The sequence below is a fragment of the Virgibacillus kekensis genome (assembly GCF_042654125.1).
Classification (GTDB): Bacteria; Bacillota; Bacilli; order Bacillales; family Amphibacillaceae; genus Lentibacillus; species Lentibacillus kekensis.
Map to the genome: position 1 here is coordinate 40,631 of NZ_JBHSFU010000002.1, position 19,255 is coordinate 59,885.

The 19,255-nt window shown below is 44.1% G+C and carries 16 protein-coding genes; 11 read left to right on the top strand and 5 right to left on the bottom strand.

What is annotated here, in order from left to right; all coding sequences use genetic code 11:
• Positions 1–61 precede the first annotated feature (61 nt).
• From ACFO3D_RS01030 to ACFO3D_RS01060, 7 genes are all read left to right on the top strand, one after another.
• Positions 62–1,642 (top strand): Na+/H+ antiporter NhaC family protein, encoded by a 1,581-nt coding sequence (locus tag ACFO3D_RS01030; protein WP_390292720.1) that lies wholly within the window; start codon positions 62–64, stop codon positions 1,640–1,642.
• Between the two features lie 111 nt (positions 1,643–1,753).
• Complete coding sequence (locus ACFO3D_RS01035) at positions 1,754–2,935, top strand: LL-diaminopimelate aminotransferase (RefSeq protein WP_390292721.1); 1,182 nt, start codon at positions 1,754–1,756, stop codon at positions 2,933–2,935.
• Positions 2,932–4,605 carry a thiamine pyrophosphate-binding protein gene (locus ACFO3D_RS01040; protein ID WP_390292722.1) on the top strand — a complete coding sequence of 558 codons (1,674 nt, stop codon included), beginning with the start codon at positions 2,932–2,934 and terminating at the stop codon, positions 4,603–4,605. The genes ACFO3D_RS01035 and ACFO3D_RS01040 overlap by 4 nt, the downstream gene beginning before the upstream one ends.
• A gap of 39 nt (positions 4,606–4,644) precedes the next feature.
• On the top strand, positions 4,645–6,141 hold the full coding sequence (locus ACFO3D_RS01045) for an aldehyde dehydrogenase family protein (protein WP_390292723.1): 1,497 nt from the start codon (positions 4,645–4,647) through the stop codon (positions 6,139–6,141).
• A gap of 83 nt (positions 6,142–6,224) precedes the next feature.
• Positions 6,225–7,397 carry a saccharopine dehydrogenase family protein gene (locus ACFO3D_RS01050; RefSeq protein ID WP_390292724.1) on the top strand — a complete coding sequence of 391 codons (1,173 nt, stop codon included), beginning with the start codon at positions 6,225–6,227 and terminating at the stop codon, positions 7,395–7,397.
• A gap of 91 nt (positions 7,398–7,488) precedes the next feature.
• On the top strand, positions 7,489–8,259 hold the full coding sequence (locus ACFO3D_RS01055; RefSeq protein WP_390292725.1) for an IclR family transcriptional regulator: 771 nt from the start codon (positions 7,489–7,491) through the stop codon (positions 8,257–8,259).
• Between the two features lie 18 nt (positions 8,260–8,277).
• Positions 8,278–8,592, top strand: a complete 315-nt coding sequence (locus tag ACFO3D_RS01060; protein WP_390292726.1) for a DUF3870 domain-containing protein — start codon at positions 8,278–8,280, stop codon at positions 8,590–8,592.
• Positions 8,593–9,322: 730 nt separating this feature from the next.
• Here ACFO3D_RS01060 and ACFO3D_RS01065 read toward each other — a convergent pair.
• The 5 genes from ACFO3D_RS01065 to mreBH form a co-directional block, all read right to left on the bottom strand.
• Entirely contained in the window at positions 9,323–10,768 is a 1,446-nt protein-coding gene (locus ACFO3D_RS01065) for an NAD-dependent succinate-semialdehyde dehydrogenase (RefSeq protein WP_390292727.1), read from the bottom strand.
• A gap of 23 nt (positions 10,769–10,791) precedes the next feature.
• Positions 10,792–11,982 carry an acyl-CoA dehydrogenase family protein gene (locus ACFO3D_RS01070; protein ID WP_390292728.1) on the bottom strand — a complete coding sequence of 397 codons (1,191 nt, stop codon included), beginning with the start codon at positions 11,980–11,982 and terminating at the stop codon, positions 10,792–10,794.
• 12 nt (positions 11,983–11,994) lie between these two features.
• Positions 11,995–13,155, bottom strand: coding sequence for a CaiB/BaiF CoA transferase family protein (locus tag ACFO3D_RS01075; RefSeq protein ID WP_390292729.1), 1,161 nt, complete (start codon positions 13,153–13,155; stop codon positions 11,995–11,997).
• Positions 13,156–13,390: 235 nt separating this feature from the next.
• Positions 13,391–13,744, bottom strand: a complete 354-nt coding sequence (locus ACFO3D_RS01080) for a DUF1428 family protein (protein ID WP_390292730.1) — start codon at positions 13,742–13,744, stop codon at positions 13,391–13,393.
• 318 nt (positions 13,745–14,062) lie between these two features.
• Positions 14,063–15,070, bottom strand: coding sequence for a rod-share determining protein MreBH (gene mreBH / locus ACFO3D_RS01085; RefSeq protein WP_390292731.1), 1,008 nt, complete (start codon positions 15,068–15,070; stop codon positions 14,063–14,065).
• A 384-nt stretch (positions 15,071–15,454) separates the two neighbouring features.
• Between mreBH and ACFO3D_RS01090 the strand changes: the two genes are divergently transcribed.
• The 4 genes from ACFO3D_RS01090 to ACFO3D_RS01105 all read left to right on the top strand — a co-directional run bounded on the left by ACFO3D_RS01090 (position 15,455) and on the right by ACFO3D_RS01105 (position 19,186).
• Entirely contained in the window at positions 15,455–16,324 is an 870-nt protein-coding gene (locus tag ACFO3D_RS01090; protein WP_390292732.1) for a CAP domain-containing protein, read from the top strand.
• Positions 16,325–16,433: 109 nt separating this feature from the next.
• Complete coding sequence (locus ACFO3D_RS01095; RefSeq protein WP_390292733.1) at positions 16,434–17,189, top strand: lysophospholipid acyltransferase family protein; 756 nt, start codon at positions 16,434–16,436, stop codon at positions 17,187–17,189.
• A 317-nt stretch (positions 17,190–17,506) separates the two neighbouring features.
• Complete coding sequence (locus ACFO3D_RS01100) at positions 17,507–18,502, top strand: glutaminase (RefSeq protein WP_390292734.1); 996 nt, start codon at positions 17,507–17,509, stop codon at positions 18,500–18,502.
• Between the two features lie 18 nt (positions 18,503–18,520).
• On the top strand, positions 18,521–19,186 hold the full coding sequence (locus tag ACFO3D_RS01105; RefSeq protein WP_390292736.1) for an SOS response-associated peptidase: 666 nt from the start codon (positions 18,521–18,523) through the stop codon (positions 19,184–19,186).
• The last annotated feature ends 69 nt before the right edge of the window (positions 19,187–19,255 follow it).

Genomic DNA, 19,255 nt, shown 5'->3' on the forward strand with positions numbered 1-19,255 from the left:
AATAGAGGGATTTAATAGATTGAACGGATTATTGAAAGCCAAAAGACAAAGGAGGATTTAGATGGAGAATACAATTTGGTCATTGGTCCCACCGTTATTGGCGATTGTAATGGTGCTGATTACAAAACGTGTCCTGCTTTCTTTAGGGATCGGAATTGTTGCAGCAGCCCTGTTTGCAGCTAGTTTTAACATGGGCGGGACGCTCTCGCTGATCTGGCAGTCGTTTAAAGGTACATTTGTAGCGGATGGCGCCCTGAATACCTGGAATGTGTACATTCTTCTGTTTGTATTAATGCTTGGTATCATCACCGCGTTTATAAGTATGATGGGGGGAACAAAGGCATTTGGTGACTGGATGATCAAGCGGGTGAAAACCCGGGCAGGTGCCCAAATCATGACAATGGTTCTTGGAATTATTGTGTTCGTGGATGATTACTTTAACAGTCTTACTGTGGGGCAGGTTGCCAAACCGGTTACAGATAAACATCGGGTATCACGGGCGAAGCTTGCTTATGTTGTTGATTCCACAGCAGCACCGGTTTGTGTGGTGTCACCTGTTTCCAGCTGGGGGGCTTATATAATTGGAATAATAGGTACAATACTTGCAACACAGAGCGTTACAGATTTAACTGCTTTTGGTGCATTTATGCAAATAATTCCTATGAACTTTTATGTATGGGCTTCTTTGGGCATGGTACTTATTATGGCTCTTCGCCAGGCCGACTTTGGACCAATGAAGGCACACGAACAGCGGGCATTAGCTAGTGGGCAAGTACTTGATCCACGCAAAAAAGAAAATGTGGACACGGAGACAAATTTGCCATCGAGCGATTCCGGAAGTGTCGGTGATTTAGTTATCCCAATCGCCGCATTGTTCGTCGGCGTAATTGGCTTTATGTTCTGGACCGGTCTTGGTGCAGTTGAAGGAGAGGCAACTTTAATTAACATCTTTGGAAGTGCAGCAGTAGCTGAATCCCTGTTATATGGAGGGCTGTTTGGTTTACTTGTTACACTCGCCTATTTTTTCCGGCACGTCACGAAAGGTGATTTATCTGGAAAACATTTTAGTATGGGGTTTGTTGAAGGAATAAAATCAATGCTTCCAGGGTTTTCTATACTGATTTTTGCGTGGTCCATCGCATTTTTGATCGGTAAGTTAAAAACTGGAGAATACCTAGCTGGTATAGTGGAGTCCTCAAATTTAAGTCTTACACTGTTGCCTTTAATTGTCTTTATCATCGCCGGTCTTATTGCTTTTGCAACTGGGACCTCCTGGGGATCGTTTGGAATTCTGCTTCCGATCGCTGGACAGATTGCAGCTTCAACCGATATAAACCTTCTACTGCCGATGTTGGCAGCGGTACTTGCAGGTGCTGTTTTCGGGGATCACTGTTCACCAATTTCGGATACAACTATACTTTCTTCAACAGGATCGAGCTGTCATCATATTGATCATGTTACAACCCAGCTGCCATACGCGCTTACAGCGGCCGGTATCTCTTCAGTCGGTTACCTTCTGCTCGGTCTCACCGGAAGTGTATGGATCGGGTTAATCGCCGTGATTGTCGGGTTGGCTGTTCTTTATGGGGTGCTGAATAAACCTACCAGCGCTGATTCTGCTGATAAGGCTTTAGCAGATTAACACATTCAAAATCTGTAAATTGTAAACGTTTGCAAATTTGGAAAATCTGATTTATACTGGTGGTAGTTATATGAAATGGTGTTTCATTATTTGAAACAGGGAGGATCTGAGATGGCTTTTGTTTCTGAAAAAGTTAAGAATCTGCCACCTTATTTGTTTTCCGAGTTCCAACGTAAGAAGAAAGAACTTGAAGCAAAGGGGGCGGATGTAATTGACCTGGGAATCGGAGCACCTGATTTGCCGACCCCGGACTTCGTAATTGATAAGCTTGCAGAGGAATCCAGAATTATATCTAATCACCGCTATTCAACTTACAGTGGGTGTAGCGAGTTCAGGAAAGCGGTCGCTGACTTTTACCGGAAGCAATATCAGGTTGAACTCAATCCTGAAACAGAGATTCTTACGCTTATCGGTTCAAAGGAAGGTATCGCCAATCTGATGCATGCTACTATCAATCATGGGGACTCTGTGTTGATTCCAGACCCAGGTTATCCTGTCTATCGTACGGCTGTTCATCTTGCAGGTGGGAATGGCATTCCCCTCCCGCTGGATCCGGATAACGGTTATGCCCCATTGTTTGACCAGGTAAACAAAACTGCCGTCCAGCAGGCAAAGCTGCTACTTTTAAATTACCCGGGCAATCCGACAGCGGCTACCGCAGAATTCGACACTTTTTTGCAAGCGGTTACATTTGCGAAAAGAAATAATTTGCTTGTGGTGAATGACGCGGCGTATGACATGGTCACTTTTGAGGATTATAAGTCACCAAGTGTCCTTCAGGTACCCGGGGCAAAGGATTACGCAGTCGAATTTGGTTCATTGTCCAAAACATTTAACATGACCGGCTGGAGGATTGGTTACCTGGTAGGTAATAAAGAGGTTGTTAAGGCGCTGGCAACACTGAAGAGCAATATTGACACGTCCCAGTTTCTCCCTGTTCAAAAGGCCGCTGCTGCCGCGCTGAGAAGTGACTTTACGGCAGTGGCGGCAAATAACAAAGTGTTTCAGGAGCGTATGGAAAAAATGCACCAGGCGTTGAACAAACTTGGAATCCATGCGGATAAGCCAAGAGGTACGATTTTTCTTTGGGCCAGGGTGCCTGAGGGCCATACTTCCATGTCATTTGCCAACCGTATTCTGGAAGATGCACATGTTATTGTGACACCCGGCAATGCGTTTGGTGAACGTGGTGAAGGGTTTGTACGAATAGCACTTACCGTTCCCTCAGAGCGCCTCGATGAAGTAATATCCCGTATGAAGAGAATGAAACTGAAGGGGGGGCAAACTGAATGAAGACAGCACAGAACAAACGGATGGTTAAGACAATGACAGCTGCCCAGGCCATTGTGGAGTGCCTGAAGCTGGAGGGAATATCAAACGTTTTTTGTGTTCCTGGTGAAAGTTACCTGCCTGTCCTTGATGCACTCCATGATGAGAGTGAAATAAGTGTTATATCTGCTAGACATGAAGGTGGAGCAGCCTTTATGGCTGAAGGTTATGCCAAGTCAGCTCTCAAGCCAGGAGTTGTACTTGCAACTCGGGGAGTCGGCGCGGCCAATCTTTCCATAGGAGTTCACACTGCATTTCAGGATTCCACCCCAATGGTCGTTTTTCTGGGGCAGGTACATAGTAAGTTTCGTGGAAGGGAGGGGTTTCAGGAAGTTGATCTGGATCGGTACTTTCAGCATATCGCCAAATGGGCAGTGGAAGTAACCGATGCGGAACGAATGCCGGAAATTGTCCAGCGTGCATTGCGGATCGCCCGTACCGGCAGACCCGGCCCCGTGATTGTTTCATTGCCGGAGGATGTATTGCCAGTGACCGGGGAAATGCGGTTCGGTCCGGCAACGGTAAGACCAACACCCAGACCCTCCCGTCAGGAAGTAATAGCAGTAGAGGAAAGCCTTGCAGAAGCTGAAAAGCCCATAATAATAGCTGGAGGTGGCGTAAAAAGTGCTGAAGGGGAGGATCAATTACTCCGTCTTGCAGAGAAACATTCGATTCCAGTGATAGCGGCATTCCGGCGGCATGATGTATTTCCAAATGACCATCCGCTATATCTGGGACATCTTGGGCTTGGCACCAATAAACAGATATTAGAAACGATAAAAGAAGCAGATATCATTCTTGCTATGGGTACACGGCTTTCCGAAGTGACGACGCAGGATTATTCCATAATCACACCTGACAAAAAGCTGATTCATATAGATATAGACTATCAATCTATTGGCAAGGTCCATGTTCCTGATATTGGAATTGTAGCGGACGCTCGGGAGGCACTGGAGGGATTAATGGACATTGACTTAGATACCACCTGGAGCGCTTGGGTCCAAAAACGACGTGAGTCCTATGAATCTGTAAGTAAATTGGAAGTTTCGCATAATGACGTGATCAACAAGCATATTATAGCAATGTTGGAAAAAATGCTGCCTGATGACTCGCTGATTACCAATGATGCGGGTAATTTTGCCGGCTGGCTTCATGCATTCTATCCCTTTAAACACAAACACACCTATACCGGGCCAACCTCGGGGGCAATGGGTTATGGAATGCCGGCAGCATTGGGAGCCAAACTCGCTTCTCCTGATAAAAAGGTCGTTTCCCTCTCAGGTGATGGAGGATTCATGATGACCATTCAGGAACTGGAAACAGCCGTACGATATAACATTCCAGTTATTAGTCTTGTATTTAATAACCAGATGTACGGTACCATCCGGATGCATCAGGAAATTCATTATCCCAAAAAAGTTATCGGAACAGACCTTGGGAATGTCTCTTTCCGGGATCTTGCTGTCAGTGTTGGTGCAGAAGGTTATCAGGTGACTCAACCAGAACAATTTGAAGAGGCATTGACAGCGGCATTAAACACCAATAGACCGACAGTCATCGAGATTTTAACCGATAAAGAACAAATTTCTATTTCATCCACGATTTCCCAATTGCGGAATCGTGCTAATAAATAGTTTTGAGATTAAGCACATATTTTTAAGGAGGTAATAGTTATGGCTGAAACATTGCTTAAAGCTGACAAACTGAAGAACTTTATTAATGGTGAATGGGTAGAGGTAAAAGAGACTACAGCGGTAGTCAATCCTGCAAACGGGAAAACAATTGTGGAGGTACCATTGTCGGAAGGAGCGGCTGTTAACTCTGCAGTGGAATCTGCCAAGAAAGCGCAGAAAGAATGGGCGCAGGTCCCAGCACCACAGCGTGCGGAAGTACTGTACCGAGTAGGACAGATTATGAAAGAACGTAAAGAACGCCTTTCACAGCTCCTGACTATGGAGAATGGGAAAGTTATTGAGGAAGCACGCGGGGAAGTACAGGAAGGTATTGATATGGCATTCTATATGGCAGGTGAAGGACGCCGATTGTTCGGGCAAACCACGCCTGCTGAATTAAAGGATAAATTCGCCATGAGTCAGCGTTGTCCTGTAGGTGTAGTTGGGATCATAACACCTTGGAATTTCCCGATTGCTATTGCCACATGGAAATCATTCCCTGCAATTGTTGCGGGTAATGCTGTAGTGTGGAAACCAGCTACTGAGACACCAATCATGGCGTATGAACTGGCAAAAATATTTGAGGAAGCCGGATTACCAAAAGGTATCATCAACGTAGTATTCGGTAAGGGCTCAACTGTCGGAGATGCGATGGTTAATCATAAAGATATCCGTGTTATTTCGTTCACTGGGTCCAATGATACAGGACGCAGCATTGCAAGTAAATGTGGTGAACAACTGAAAAAGGTTTCCCTTGAAATGGGCGGTAAAAACGCGGTGATTGTAATGGACGATGCTGATTTAAGTCTGGCAGTGGAAGGTATTCTTTGGAGTGCGTTCGGAACTAGTGGTCAGCGCTGTACTGCATGCAGCCGGGTAATTGTCCACGAAGATGTGAAAGAGACCCTTCAAGAACGTCTGCTTGCCGAAATGGAGAAACTTACAATTGGTGACGGTCTGGATGAATCCATTAAGGTCGGTCCAATCATCAATGAATCAGGGCTGGAAAAAATTAAAAAGTATATCGAAATAGGTAAGGAAGAAGGAGCTAAACTGCTTGCCGGTGGTTATGAGTTAACGGAAGATAACCATGCCGGCGGGAACTACTTTGCCCCGACATTATTCACTGATGCAACACCTGAGATGCGTATTGCACAGGAGGAAATTTTCGGGCCTGTTGTCTCCCTGATTCCTGTAAAAAGCTTTGAAGAGGCTATTGAAGTTAACAATGGCGTGTCATACGGGCTTTCTAGCTCTATTTTCACAAGCGATGTAAACAAAGTATTCAAAGCACAGCGTGATTTGGATACAGGGATTGTTTATGTAAATGCCGGCACAACTGGTGCTGAAATACATCTGCCATTTGGCGGCACAAAAGGAACAGGGAACGGGCACCGGGATTCCGGCGTTCAGGCACTTGATGTGTTCACGGAATGGAAAGCCGTATATGTGGACTTCAGTGGTAAACTGCAGCGTGCCCAAATCGACGTGGAATAGCGGACACAGTATATCTCCCGGCCAGGGATAATCTCCGGCTGGGTGATAACCTATAAAACTATATACAGGGAGTGGTGGAATATATGAAAATTGGTGTACTTGGATCAGGGTTGATGGGGAAGGAAGCTGCGCGTGACCTGGCAGGCAGCGAGGGAGTAACAGCAGTGGGGCTTGCAGATATCGATTTGTCCAGGGCACAGCAGGTATGTGACCAATTGAGTTTTGATAAACTTACAGCCTATCAGGTGGACGCAAGCGATGATCAGGAACTGGCCAATTATATGCGCAGATTCGATGTAATCATTAATGCCCTGTTTTATTCTTTTAATGAAAGGGTCGCAAAAACTGCAATAGAAGTAGGCGTGAATTCTGTGGATCTTGGTGGGCATATCGGGCATATGACTGACCGCGTACTGGCGCTTAAAGAAGACGCCGCAGCAGCAGGAGTTACACTGATTCCGGACTTGGGGGTTGCGCCTGGCATGATTAATATTTTATCCGGGCACGGTGCTGGAAAGCTCGATAAGCTAGAGGAAATCAAACTGTATGTAGGGGGTATTCCGGTTAGACCTGAACCTCCTTTGGAATATAACCATGTGTTTTCGATGGAAGGTGTTTTTGACCATTACACAGATCCATCCCTAATCGTCCGGAATGGAATCAAACAGGAGATACCTTCATTGTCTGAGGTGGAAAGAGTACATTTTGAGAAATTCGGTCCACTCGAAGCATTCCATACATCAGGAGGTACATCAACACTCTCGATTTCTTATCCACAGCTGAAAACGCTGGAATATAAAACAATCCGATATCCGGGTCATGCGGAGAAATTTAAGCTTCTGGTAGACCTGAACCTTACAAAGATGGGTTATGAAGTCGATGTGAACGGAGAGAAAGTCAGCCCGCGTGAAGTTCTGTTGAAAGTTCTAGATCCTATTGTAGATTTAAAGGACAAAGACGATGCGGTGCTTCTGCGTATTAAGGTTTCCGGTAAGAAAAACGGAAGGCCAACGACATATGAGTACGAAATGACTACTTATAAGGATAGAGCTAGCAATGTTACTGCGATGGCACGTGCAACTGCAAACACTATTTCAGTCGTTGCTCAAATGATTGGTAATGGTACAATAAGTAAAACAGGGGTATACCCGCCCGAACAGTGTGTTCCAGGTGAATATTATATGAAGGAAATGGCTAAGAGAAATGTCCATATTCATGAAACGGAGAGCACAGAGAAAGAACATGTGAAGATTTAGTTTAAAAAGACTGAAATTAGGGGCTGCCTTCACTGTGGCAGCCTTATTACTTCCCATTAATGATTAATTAGCAGCACTGAGGAGTTTTGAAATGAACCAGAGTGTAATGAAAGCATTGAAATTATTGAATTACTTTACAGTTGAAACCCCCGAATTGACACTCAGGGAAATTGCTAGGATGGCTGAAATACCCAAACCCACAGCGTATAGGCTGCTGTCGGCACTTGTGGACAATGATTTTTTGTACAAAACAAAGGATACTGAACATGATAGTAAATACCGGCTAGGGCTTAAACTGCTAGAACTGGGACAAATTGTTGCCGATCAGCTTGAGGTAAGAACGATTGCTCTGCCACATATGGAAAAACTTGCAAGGGAAATCAATGAGGTGATTCATCTAGTTATCGCCAATCACAATGAGGCAACTTACATAGAGAAGGTTGACAGCTCACGTGCACTGAGACTATACACGAGGGTAGGAAAAAGTTCCCCACTATATATAGGCTCTGGTCCAAAGATGCTGCTTGCTCATATGCCGAAAGAGCGCCAGAAAGAAGTTCTCGGTGAAAAAGAACTTTACAGTCTTGGTGACAATGAGCCGATTGATAAGCAACAGCTGATAAAACAACTGGAAACAATCAGACAGGAAGGTTATGCTTATAGTGTAGGCGAGCAAGATGCAGATACAACCGGGATATCCTATCCGATCTATGACCACCGCAATCAGATTGCAGCAGCGCTTGCTGTCAGCGGACTGTCCAGTCATTTCGAAGGTGAAAATCTTGAGATACTTAAAGCCAGCACAATGAAAACGTCTGAAACAATCTCACGAAAGCTGGGCTACCGAGGACCAGACTACTAGTTAAAGGGGAATGGATACATGAATACAGTCTTTATAGCAGGGCATGCAAAGCTGCCTTCAGGAATGGCTGCAAGAAGTATGTATGAAACGTTAACCATTACCGCTGAAATTGATAAAAAATATGGTGTTATTGTAGTGGCAAATTGTACACTTGCAACTGAGCACGGAAGAGAATTCGTCCAACAGCTGCTACGTGGATACAGTCTGCAGGACGGAATCGAAAAGCCTGTCCGTGAAGTAAAAGAGCACTATCTGGGTAAGGCAGGTAATGCATTGGCATCTGCACTTAATGATTTGTATAAGCAATATGAACAGATTAACCTAGTAAAATGAGTGGAGACTGAGACTCAACTAAAACTTTGAACGAATTAAGATGGGAATCTATCAAAGTTGATATAAACTGCGACGTAACTCAAGCTTCGCTCTGGAAATACATTCCGCTTTCACCGCTCCGGGTGCAAGTACGACATCTGCTCATACTTTCGCAGTGTCTCCTTTGCCGCCGGGCAACGCTTCAACTTCCTCGGAAGAAAACCACTTCCTGCGGGATTTTCAGCTGTTGCTTCGACGAACAGGACGTTCTAGTACCGGCGTTGGCCACAGGACGTGGCCGGTTTTAGCCGGTGACCCGCTGGAGTCTCCATGTATTTCCCTCGCTGGGTTGAAGTTGATTCATACGTATTTGGTTGACCCTCTTAATTTTAACAAACACGAAACACCAAACGCCTATTAGCGCAGGCAAAATACGTAGACTTCTAGGGGAACCGTGCCCCAACAAAGGAAACACTGTGAAAGCTTTAGCTTGAACAGATGTTGACCTTGTAGCCGGAGTGGTGAAAGCGAAGTATTCTACCGGAGCGAAGCTTCGCTGTTATGTCGCAGTTTAAATTTAATACGAAGTTACGTCTAACGTAAAATAAGAACTACCCTGCTGAAGGTAGTTCTAATTTTATATGACTTATACATTCTATTCCCAGTTTCTTTCATCTATCACCGTATTTCCCGAACAAGAATGTCCTCGTCTTTAGGAGTAAGAAAAAATAGAAAGGTTAGGGAAGAAGCGTCACTTAATTCCCATTGATACGTATTTCATTTCTAGGAATTCATGCATTCCGTGGTGTCCGCCTTCTTTTCCGATTCCTGACTGTTTGATCCCGCCAAACGGCGCCTCTGCAACAGCAGGGAAGACATCGTTCACCCCAACAATTCCGTATTCCAGCTTTTCGGAGACGCGGATAGCCCGGCTGGTTGTTTCGGTAAAGATATAGGCGGCAAGCCCATAATCAGTGTCATTTGCCTTCTTAATTGCAGTATCTTCATCGGTGAAGGTCTGAATTGGCATGAGTGGACCAAATGTCTCTTCATGCATAATAACCATATCATCGGAGACATCTGCCAGAACAGTAGGATAGTAAAAATATCCCTTCAGGTCACCATCCCACTTTTTTCCGCCTGTAACAACATTTGCTCCTTTGGTTATAGCATCATCGAGATGTTTTTCCACTTTTTGAGATGCCTGTTCATTAATCAGCGGACCAAGATCAGTATCCTCCTCAAGTCCATACCCGATCTTAAGGTTATTCACTTTCTTTGTAAGTACTTCGGTAAATTGATCCTTAACAGATTCATGGACGTAAATGCGATTTGCACAAATACATGTCTGCCCGTTATTCCGGAATTTACTGGCTAATGCAAGTGTTGCTGCAGTTTCAAGGTCGGCATCATCAAATACCAGAATCGGAGCATGACCACCAAGTTCCAGGGACAGCTTTTTAACATGGTCGGCACTTTCCCGCATAAGATACTTACCTACTTCTGTGGAGCCAGTAAAAGTAATCAGCTTCACGTCCCTGCTCTTAAGCAGTGTGGTACCAATTGCTTTTGCATCACCGGTTACGAGATTGACAACTCCCTGTGGTAGGCCAGCACGCTCCAGAATTTTAACAATTTCCAGAGCAGATAACGGAGTCTCAGGAGCAGGTTTAAGTACTACTGTACAGCCTGCTGCCAGTGCTGGAGCGATTTTTCTGGTAATCATGGATGAAGGAAAGTTCCATGGCGTAATAGCCCCAACGACTCCGACAGGCTGTGGAATAACTAGCATGCGCTTCGATTTAATGGACGAAGGAATCCACTCGCCGTACGCACGGCTAGCTTCTTCGGCATACCAGAGCAGAAAACTGGCAGCTCCTTTGATTTCCCCTTTAGCCTCTTTAAGAGGTTTTCCCTGTTCCGTAGTTAGGATTTCACCCAGCCGATCAACATCCTCCAGCATAAGCTCATGTGCTTTATAGAGGACCCGTGATCGCTCACGGCCCGTTATGGTACTCCAGGTTTTGAAAGCCTCCTTGGCGTCCATAATCGCATCTTGTGTCTCCTGTTCGCCTCCATAGGTAACACCGGTAATAGGTTCGAGCGTTGCAGGATTATACACCGTATCTGTTTTTCCAGATTCGGTCTCCCGCCACTTTCCATTAATAAAGATACTTTTTGTTTCTCGGTCAAACATAGCTGGAACCCCTCCTAGTTTAATTAGTTTCTGTCCCATGCCGGCAGCATCTTATTGAGCTCTTTATCCTGCCTGTACCCTAATACATATTCAGCCTGCATAATGGTATGCACTTCACGTGTTCCCTCATAAATGACAGGCGCCTTAGAATTTCTGAGGTAGCGCTCAACCGGATACTCGTCAGAATAGCCATATGCTCCGTGGACCTGAACAGCGTCATCCGCTGCCTTGTTGGCAAAGTCACATGCTTGCCATTTTGCAAGCGAAGTTTCACGGGTATTCCGTTTACCTTCATTCTTAAGTTCTCCGGCACGGTAAACGAGAAGGCTGCACATCTGCAATCCAGCTTCCATCCGGGCGATCATCTGCTGTACAAGCTGATGCTTGCCGATTGGTTTACCAAAGGTTTCACGCTCGTGGCAATACTTTACGCTTGCTTCAAGGCATGCCCTAATTTGTCCGACTGCGCCTGCTGCAACTGTAAAGCGGCCGTTATCAAGAGCAGACATGGCAATCTTGAAACCTTCTCCTTCTTCGCCAAGCAGATTTTCTTTTGGCACCTTTACATTGTCAAAGAATAATTCACCCGTATTTCCGGAACGAATGCCGAGTTTTCCTTTCGTTGCTTTGGAGGAAAATCCGTCCCATGTCCGTTCAACAATGAAAGCTGATATTCCGTGATGCTTCTTTTGTTTATCGGTATAGGCGAAGACCAGGAAGTGATCAGCAGTATCACAAAGTGAGATCCAAGTCTTCTGTCCATTCAGCACATAATGGTCGCCATCTTTAACAGCGGTGGACTGAAGTGATGCTACATCAGACCCTGCAGCTGGTTCAGTAAGCCCGAAAGCCCCGATTTTCTCACCTTTAGCCTGTGGAACTAAATACTTCTTTTTCTGTTTCTCGGTACCCCACTGGAGCAATGTCATGCTGTTTAAGCCTGTATGAACAGAAACAGCGGTACGAAATGCTGTGTCACCTCGTTCGAGCTCCTCACAAACGATTGCCAGCGAATTGTAATCCATTCCGCTTCCACCATATTCTTCTGGGATACAAACACCCATCAGTCCCAAATCAGCAAGCTTCGGCATAATGGAGGGATCAAATTTTCCTTCGCGATCCCAATCAGCTATATTAGGCATAATTTCTTTGTCCACAAAACTGCGTACTGTATTTCTGAGCATTTCCTGTTCTTCGCTAAAGTTAAAATCCACTTAAATCATCTCCTAATTATTTGGTTTGGTAATTCCAAGTTCGGCAAGTATCTCGTCAGTGTGCTCACCGGGATCAGGCGGGTGGTGACGAAGCTCGAAAGGTGTCCGAGACAGCTTCAGCGGACTGCCGATCATCTTAATTTGGCCGGCGGTCGGATGTTCACAATTTATGAACATATCACGTGACTGAAGCTGCGGGTCACCAGCAACCTGGTCGATTGTCTGGATCGGTCCGCAAGGGATATTGTTTTCCCGGCATTTTTCCAGCCAAGCCGCACCTTTTTCTTTTTCAAACTCCTGCTGAAGTAATGGAACGAGCTCAGACCGGTGGGCTACACGGTCGGGGTTTGTTTTGAAACGATTATCATCCGCATATTCCGGTTTTCCCAATACCTTGCACAGCTTCCGGAATTGATTATCATTCCCGACGGCAATAACCATTTCACCGTCTTTTGTCCTGAATGTTTGATAGGGAACAATATTGGCATGGTGGTTTCCAAGTGCCTGTGGAATCTTTTCAGCCATCAGATAGTTACTGCCGATATTAACAAGCGCACTGACAGCCGAATCGTATAGTGAAATATCAAGTTTCTGGCCTTTACCTGAATACGTGCGTTCAATTAGCGCACTCTGAACCCCGATGCATGCATACAGGCCGGTCAGCACATCAGTGATTGCTACGCCCATTTTCTGGGGACCGGAATCTGAATCCCCTGTAATGCTCATCAGACCGCTCATTGCCTGAATTATAAAGTCATAGCCAGGCATTTCTTTATATGGCCCTGTCTCCCCAAACCCGGTAATGGAGCAGTACACAATCCCAGGATTTATTTCGGCCAGGGTTTCATAATCCAGACCGAATCGTTCCATCGTGCCGGATTTGAAGTTATTAATAATGACATCGCTTTCATTAACGAGGTTTTTAATAACTTCAATACCCTCCGCTGATTTCAGGTTCACCGTAATACTCCGTTTATTGCGGTTGGCACAGAGATAGTAGGCGCTAACACCATCCTTGAAAGGGGGACCCCATTTTCGTGTCTCATCACTGCCGCCTGGTGCTTCGACTTTAATTACTTCGGCGCCAAGGTCACCGAGTATCATAGTGCAGTACGGCCCGGCAAGCACACGGGATAAATCTAGTATTTTAATATTCTCAAGTGCACCAGCCATCTGCTCACTCCTTTCACATTAAAATAAGCCACTCCAAAATGACCACAGAACATGCTGTAAGTCACTCTGAACTGGCTCTTACCTGCTGGAACAGAACTGGAATTGGACTGTAAACAGATTAGACAGTATGTTTTTAATATATGTGTCTTTGATCATGGGCAACAGGCGCGGAGGCACCTTATCATGATTCTCTTCTTTTATTATATTGTATTCTGAAAAATTTGTAAACAGAATCTCACTGATCAGTTGAAAAAGTTGCGGTAATTATACGTGATATGTCTGTAATTTCTTTAACACGGTTAAAAAGCTGGATAATTTCTGGATCGTTATCAACCTGTTTCATCACGTCCTTGTGATGGGATTTATTTCGGAATACTGCCTGACCGAAGAGCAGTTCTTCTTCAGGCAGGAGATCAACTGTATCAATAAGGCCGGTGAGACCATGCTTTCCATCTAAGTTGTCAGCTCTGTAGATTACATCCTCGAGAGCACCGTTGGCAAGATATATTTCACTGGCTTTTTCATTAATATCGATAAAGGAATCAACTTGTTTTTTATTTACACGATATAAATATAGAACAGTATACATGCCATCACCTCTTTTTCCCTAGCTCTTTTTGTAAATACAAAAGTGCTAAACTGTATGATTAAGGTATTCTTTTTATTAATAGAAATCTAAGCGGTTTCCTTGCAAATCTCAAATTCATTATTTAGCAGTTTTATCTCATGCTAGAGTTAAAAATCACAAAATTTAAGAACAGAGCCTTTATAAAAACTTTTTCCTTTCACTAAAGATTCCATATTTATTACAAAATACCTTCTTTATTTACAAAAGTTTTTATAAACGAAAAAAAAACCATACCTCTGTGAAAGATAGCATGGTTCCTTATAATTCAAATTCCCATATTTATTTAGCTGCTTTTTGCAGTTTGTGGATCATCTTCAGTGCCCGGCCGGTTCCGATTGCAACTGATTCAAGCGGGTTTGGAGCTAAATGGACAGGAACTATAATTTCTTCAGACAGCCATTCCTGCATACCTGCTAGCAGTGATCCGCCTCCTGTAAGCACAATACCCCGATCCACAATATCTCCACTCAGCTCAGGAGGGCAGTTTTCCAGTGTTGACCGGATTGTTTCCAGAATCTGCTCCAGTGATTCTTTTAGTGCTGAGTAGATTTCCTTGGAGGATACCGATACGGTCTTCGGCAAGCCGGTTACCATATCTCGTCCACGCACATCCATAGTTTCTTCAGTATGGTTCTCACTTGCATGGCCAATTTCCATTTTTATGTTTTCAGCCGTTCGTTCGCCAATCAGGATGTTATATGTTTTCCGTATAAATTGAATAATTTCCTCATCCATTTTGTCGCCGCCTATGCGGATCGAATTACAGGACACCACACCACCGAATGATATGATACCTACCTCTGAAGTGCCACCGCCAATATCGACAATCACATTAGCAATTGGTTCATCGACTGGAAGGTCTGAACCAATTGCTGCGGCAACGGGTTCTTCGATCAGATGAACATGCTTGGCGCCATAGCTTGTTACCGCATTATGAATTGCCCGGCGTTCCACTGCTGTACTTCCAGATGGAGTGCATACTACAACTGTTGGTTTACGCATGGATAAGCCTAGTTTTTTGCTTACTTTTTTCAAAAACTCTTTAAGCATTTGAGCGGTTACATCATAATCAGCAATTACGCCATCCCTTAGAGGACGGATGGGGATTATATTACGCGGTGTTTTCCCGACCATTTCCTTCGCTTCGTGTCCGACAGCTACTACTTGCTTTGTATTTGTATCAATAGCCACCACAGATGGCTCATTTAAAACGATCCCTTTTGTTTTAGAATATATAAGTATATTTGCAGTTCCTAAATCGATCCCTATTTCTGCATTAGATAACATATAAGCTCCTCCATTGATGACAATTTTTCTCTATACTATTTCTATACTTTATCACAGTTTCTGGGGGTAGTTAAAGCACTTACATATATTGGTTTAAAGCCTATTACAGCAGTATTAAATGATGTAATATATCTGTTACAAATCACTAATATTTGTAACCAATATGTAGCAGAAAAAATCTGTCAATAGATGAGATTATGTAAGTTTTTCCTGGACTTTTAAATTATTCCTGATTACTTATGCATATTCCCCTTATAATATGCACGCTTTGCTAGATTAATAAACTTGTTTTTCCGAGTGGCAGCTGTTGCCAAAAATATTACAGAAAGACCTGTGCTATTATTTTGATGTGCAAGAAAAACAACACACAGGAGAGGTGTAATTATGTTAAACAAAATAATCGTAGCAACATTGTCAGCTTCACTGTTATTTGGTGGGACTCTGCAGGGCTCTGCGGAAGCTTCTTCTAATGATACACAGTCATTCAGTAAAGTATTCTACTTTTCATCTGAAGGAAGCTGGGATTATTTTTCACAGGATAAACTTACTAATCTATTAGAGCGTTATTTCCCTAATGTAGAATATAATTGGGATACTAATATAGATAAAGAACAGCCAAAGGAAGAGAAACCGGAAGAAAAGCCACAGCCTGATAAGGAAAAAGAAAAGGCGCCGGCACCTGAACCTAAGCCTGAACCTAAGCCTGAACCAAAACCTGAAACTGAGCAGGAAACAGTTCCGGCACCAGCACCTGAACAAAATAATGAACAGGAAACTGTGAAGGAGCAGCCGAAAACTGAACAACCAGAAGCTCCGGTCCAGGAACAGCAGCCAGCGAAACAACAAGAGCAATCAAATAACGCACAGTCACAGCAGTTGAACGCCTTTGAACAAGAAGTTGTGGAACTTACTAACAAGGAACGTACTGCACGTGGTCTGGAACCACTGAAAGTCGATACAAAGCTAAGTAAAGTGGCTCGTGAAAAATCACGAGATATGGCGGCAAATAACTATTTTGCTCACAATAGTCCAACTTATGGCTCACCATTCGATATGATGAAGCAATATGGAATTGACTACCGCACTGCAGGCGAGAACATCGCTAAAGGACAGCGTACACCAGAGCAAGTGGTAAATGGATGGATGAACAGTCAGGGTCACCGTGAAAACATCCTGAATCCTAACTTTACACACATCGGTGTGGGTTATGTTGAAGATGGAAACCACTGGACACAGCAGTTTATCGGAAAATAATCTATTCAGGAGAGAAGCTGACCGCTTGGTTGGCTTCTCTTTTTTTTCGTTCTAATGGTTCAAAAGGCGGTTTTCCTTGTATAATGATAATATCAGGGGGGATTAAAGCATGATTAGAAGTATACCGATATACATATACGCTATATTAGTTGTAGTCTGGAGCGCGTTTAAGCTGCCATACGCACGAAAACTTGCTGCCCAGCAGTCAGGAATACAAAACAAAGAGAAAATTTTTGACGCACCGAAACAGGTATCTCAAAAGATAATCAAAAGGACTGGGACAGAGGTCTATGTACGTGGAGAAGAAAAACTGCCGGACGGGGCCTTCTTGCTTGTCGCAAATCACCAGGGACTGTTTGATATTTTGGCACTGATTGGTTATCTCGGCAGGCCGATAGGTTTTATTGCCAAAAAAGAACTGGAGAAAGTACCGGTTGTCAGTTCATGGATGGGATTGATGAAAGGTGTGTTTATTGATCGGAAGGACCGTCGACAAGCTGTGAAAGCGATTGGTCAGGGAATCAAAAACCTTGAAAATGGACACCCACTTGTTATTTTTCCGGAAGGGACCCGCAGTCGAGGGAAGACTTTGAGTAACTTTAAATCAGGCAGCCTCCGATTAGCCACTAAAGCCGGGGTGCCTATTGTGCCTGTAGCAATCGATGGTACATATCAGATGCTTGAAGAAGACAGCGGGAGAGTTAAGGCGTCTACTATACGAATGACGATAGGGGAACCTGTATATCGGGAGTATTATCACGATAAAAAACACGGCGAACTTGCTCAGGAACTTCAGGCGGAGATTGAAAGCATGCTGTTTGCTGAAGAAGAACAAAAAATAGGTAATCGTATTATCAGCAATTGAGAGACTGTTCATTATGGGCAGTCTTATTTTTTCAGATTTGCTAAAAGCCCTCAATACAGACAGTTTGCGGTTTAGCCACCGTGGATATGTGGAAACCTTCCCATACAAGTATTTTTTGTAAGAAAAAATAAATTCCTCATGATATAACTCCCCGTAATGGACAATAAACAGTAAAAGTCCCATTAATGTGTAGAGTGGTGGGTATACTAATAAAGGCGTCCTCTCCTTGGGAATTCACGGTATAATGCCAATATAAGTTATAGTTGTGATGGGTAAATCAGAGTGATTTTTTTGATTAGTAGATGTGGGGTGATGGTATGGTTCAGGGTGTAGCGAACTGGAATACTGAACAAACGGAAGAATGGCTGCAAAGCTATGTTGAAGACTGGGTATCTTTTTATCAAAAACATACAAGTGACGGGAAGGTTGCTTCATATATTCCTGTTCTCCAGGAAGCAGACCCGGACGATCTGGGCATATCAATTATCGGGAAAAACGGTATAAGCATACGTGCTGGAGACAGTGATATACCTTTTACAATTCAGAGTATCTCCAAAGTGCTCAGCTTTATTGTAGCATGCATGGAGCGGGGTGTTTCCTATATGCTCGACAGAGTTGATGTGGAACCTGCCGGTGAAGCATTCAACTCGATTATGCATCTCGAGATGAAACAACTGAAAAAGCCGTTTAATCCGCTAATTAACGCAGGTGCAATAACGGTGACCTCCATACTTGAGGGCAGAACTTCGGATGAGAGGTTGCGGCCGATGTTTGATCTTCTGGAAAAAATGCTTGGTTACCGTCCGAAAATAAATGTGGATGTCTACGAATCGGAACGCGACTCGTCGATGCGTAACCGTGCAATCGGTTATTATCTGCTGGAGATTGGCTTTCTGGAATCCGACTTGAATATTACACTTGAAACATATTTTAAACAGTGCTCGATTGAGGCTACCGTGGATGATCTTGCTCGAATAGGGTTGATTCTAGCGAATGATGGCGTAAATCCGGATACAGATGAAGAAATAATACCGCGTCAGGTAGCAAGAATAGCAAAAGCACTCATGCTAACGTGCGGAATGTATGATGCGTCAGGTAAGTTTGCTACTTATGTCGGAATACCAGCAAAGAGTGGAGTATCCGGTGGAATTATAGCAGCTGCTCCACCGCGGGTGCGTGATGAAGACCTGCCGTTCCTTGAGGGCTGCGGAATCGGGGTCTATGGGCCGGCCTTGGATGATCGGGGTAACAGTATTGCCGGGATTCGATTATTGCGTCATATTGCAAAACAGTGGGATTTAAGTATATTTTAGATAAGAGGAGGTGATTTCATGTGTGGCCGTTATACCCTGCTCGCGGATGAGATTGAAATTCTGAACGAATTTGGAATAGAGCGGGAAATTGACTCTTATCAGCCAAGCTATAATATAGCACCCGGGCAGGATGTACTTGCTGTTATTCATGATGGGAAGGAAAAGCGTGCAGGATACTTGCGATGGGGACTGGTGCCTTCATGGGCGGAAGATGAGAAAATAGGGTATAAAATGATAAATGCCAGGAGTGAAACAGCCCACCAGAAACCAAGTTTTAAAAATCTGATGGCACGAAAACGTTGCCTGATTGTTGCGGACAGTTTCTATGAGTGGAGGCGCGAGGGGAAAACGAAACAGCCAAAGCGTATTCAGGTTGCTGGCCGAAAACTGTTTGCTTTTGCCGGTTTGTGGGATAAGTGGGTACATAATGAAAAAGAACTTTTCACGTGTACTATTCTTACCAGGGAAGCGAACGATTTTATGCAGGACATCCATCACCGAATGCCGATTATTCTTCCGCGTGACAAAGAAGATGAATGGGTTACATCAGGAAAGATGCCTCCCGATGAAGTTCATCAATTTCTTCAAACGGTACAACCGGAAGAATTAACAGCATATGACGTGGATACCTACGTGAACGCTGCAAAGAATAATGATGCCGCCTGTATCAAACCAATAGCTTAACATAGTGGGTTTAACTCCCCTTTGAGTGGGTAATAAATTAGAAGTACAATACTGCTACTCTTGTGTGAT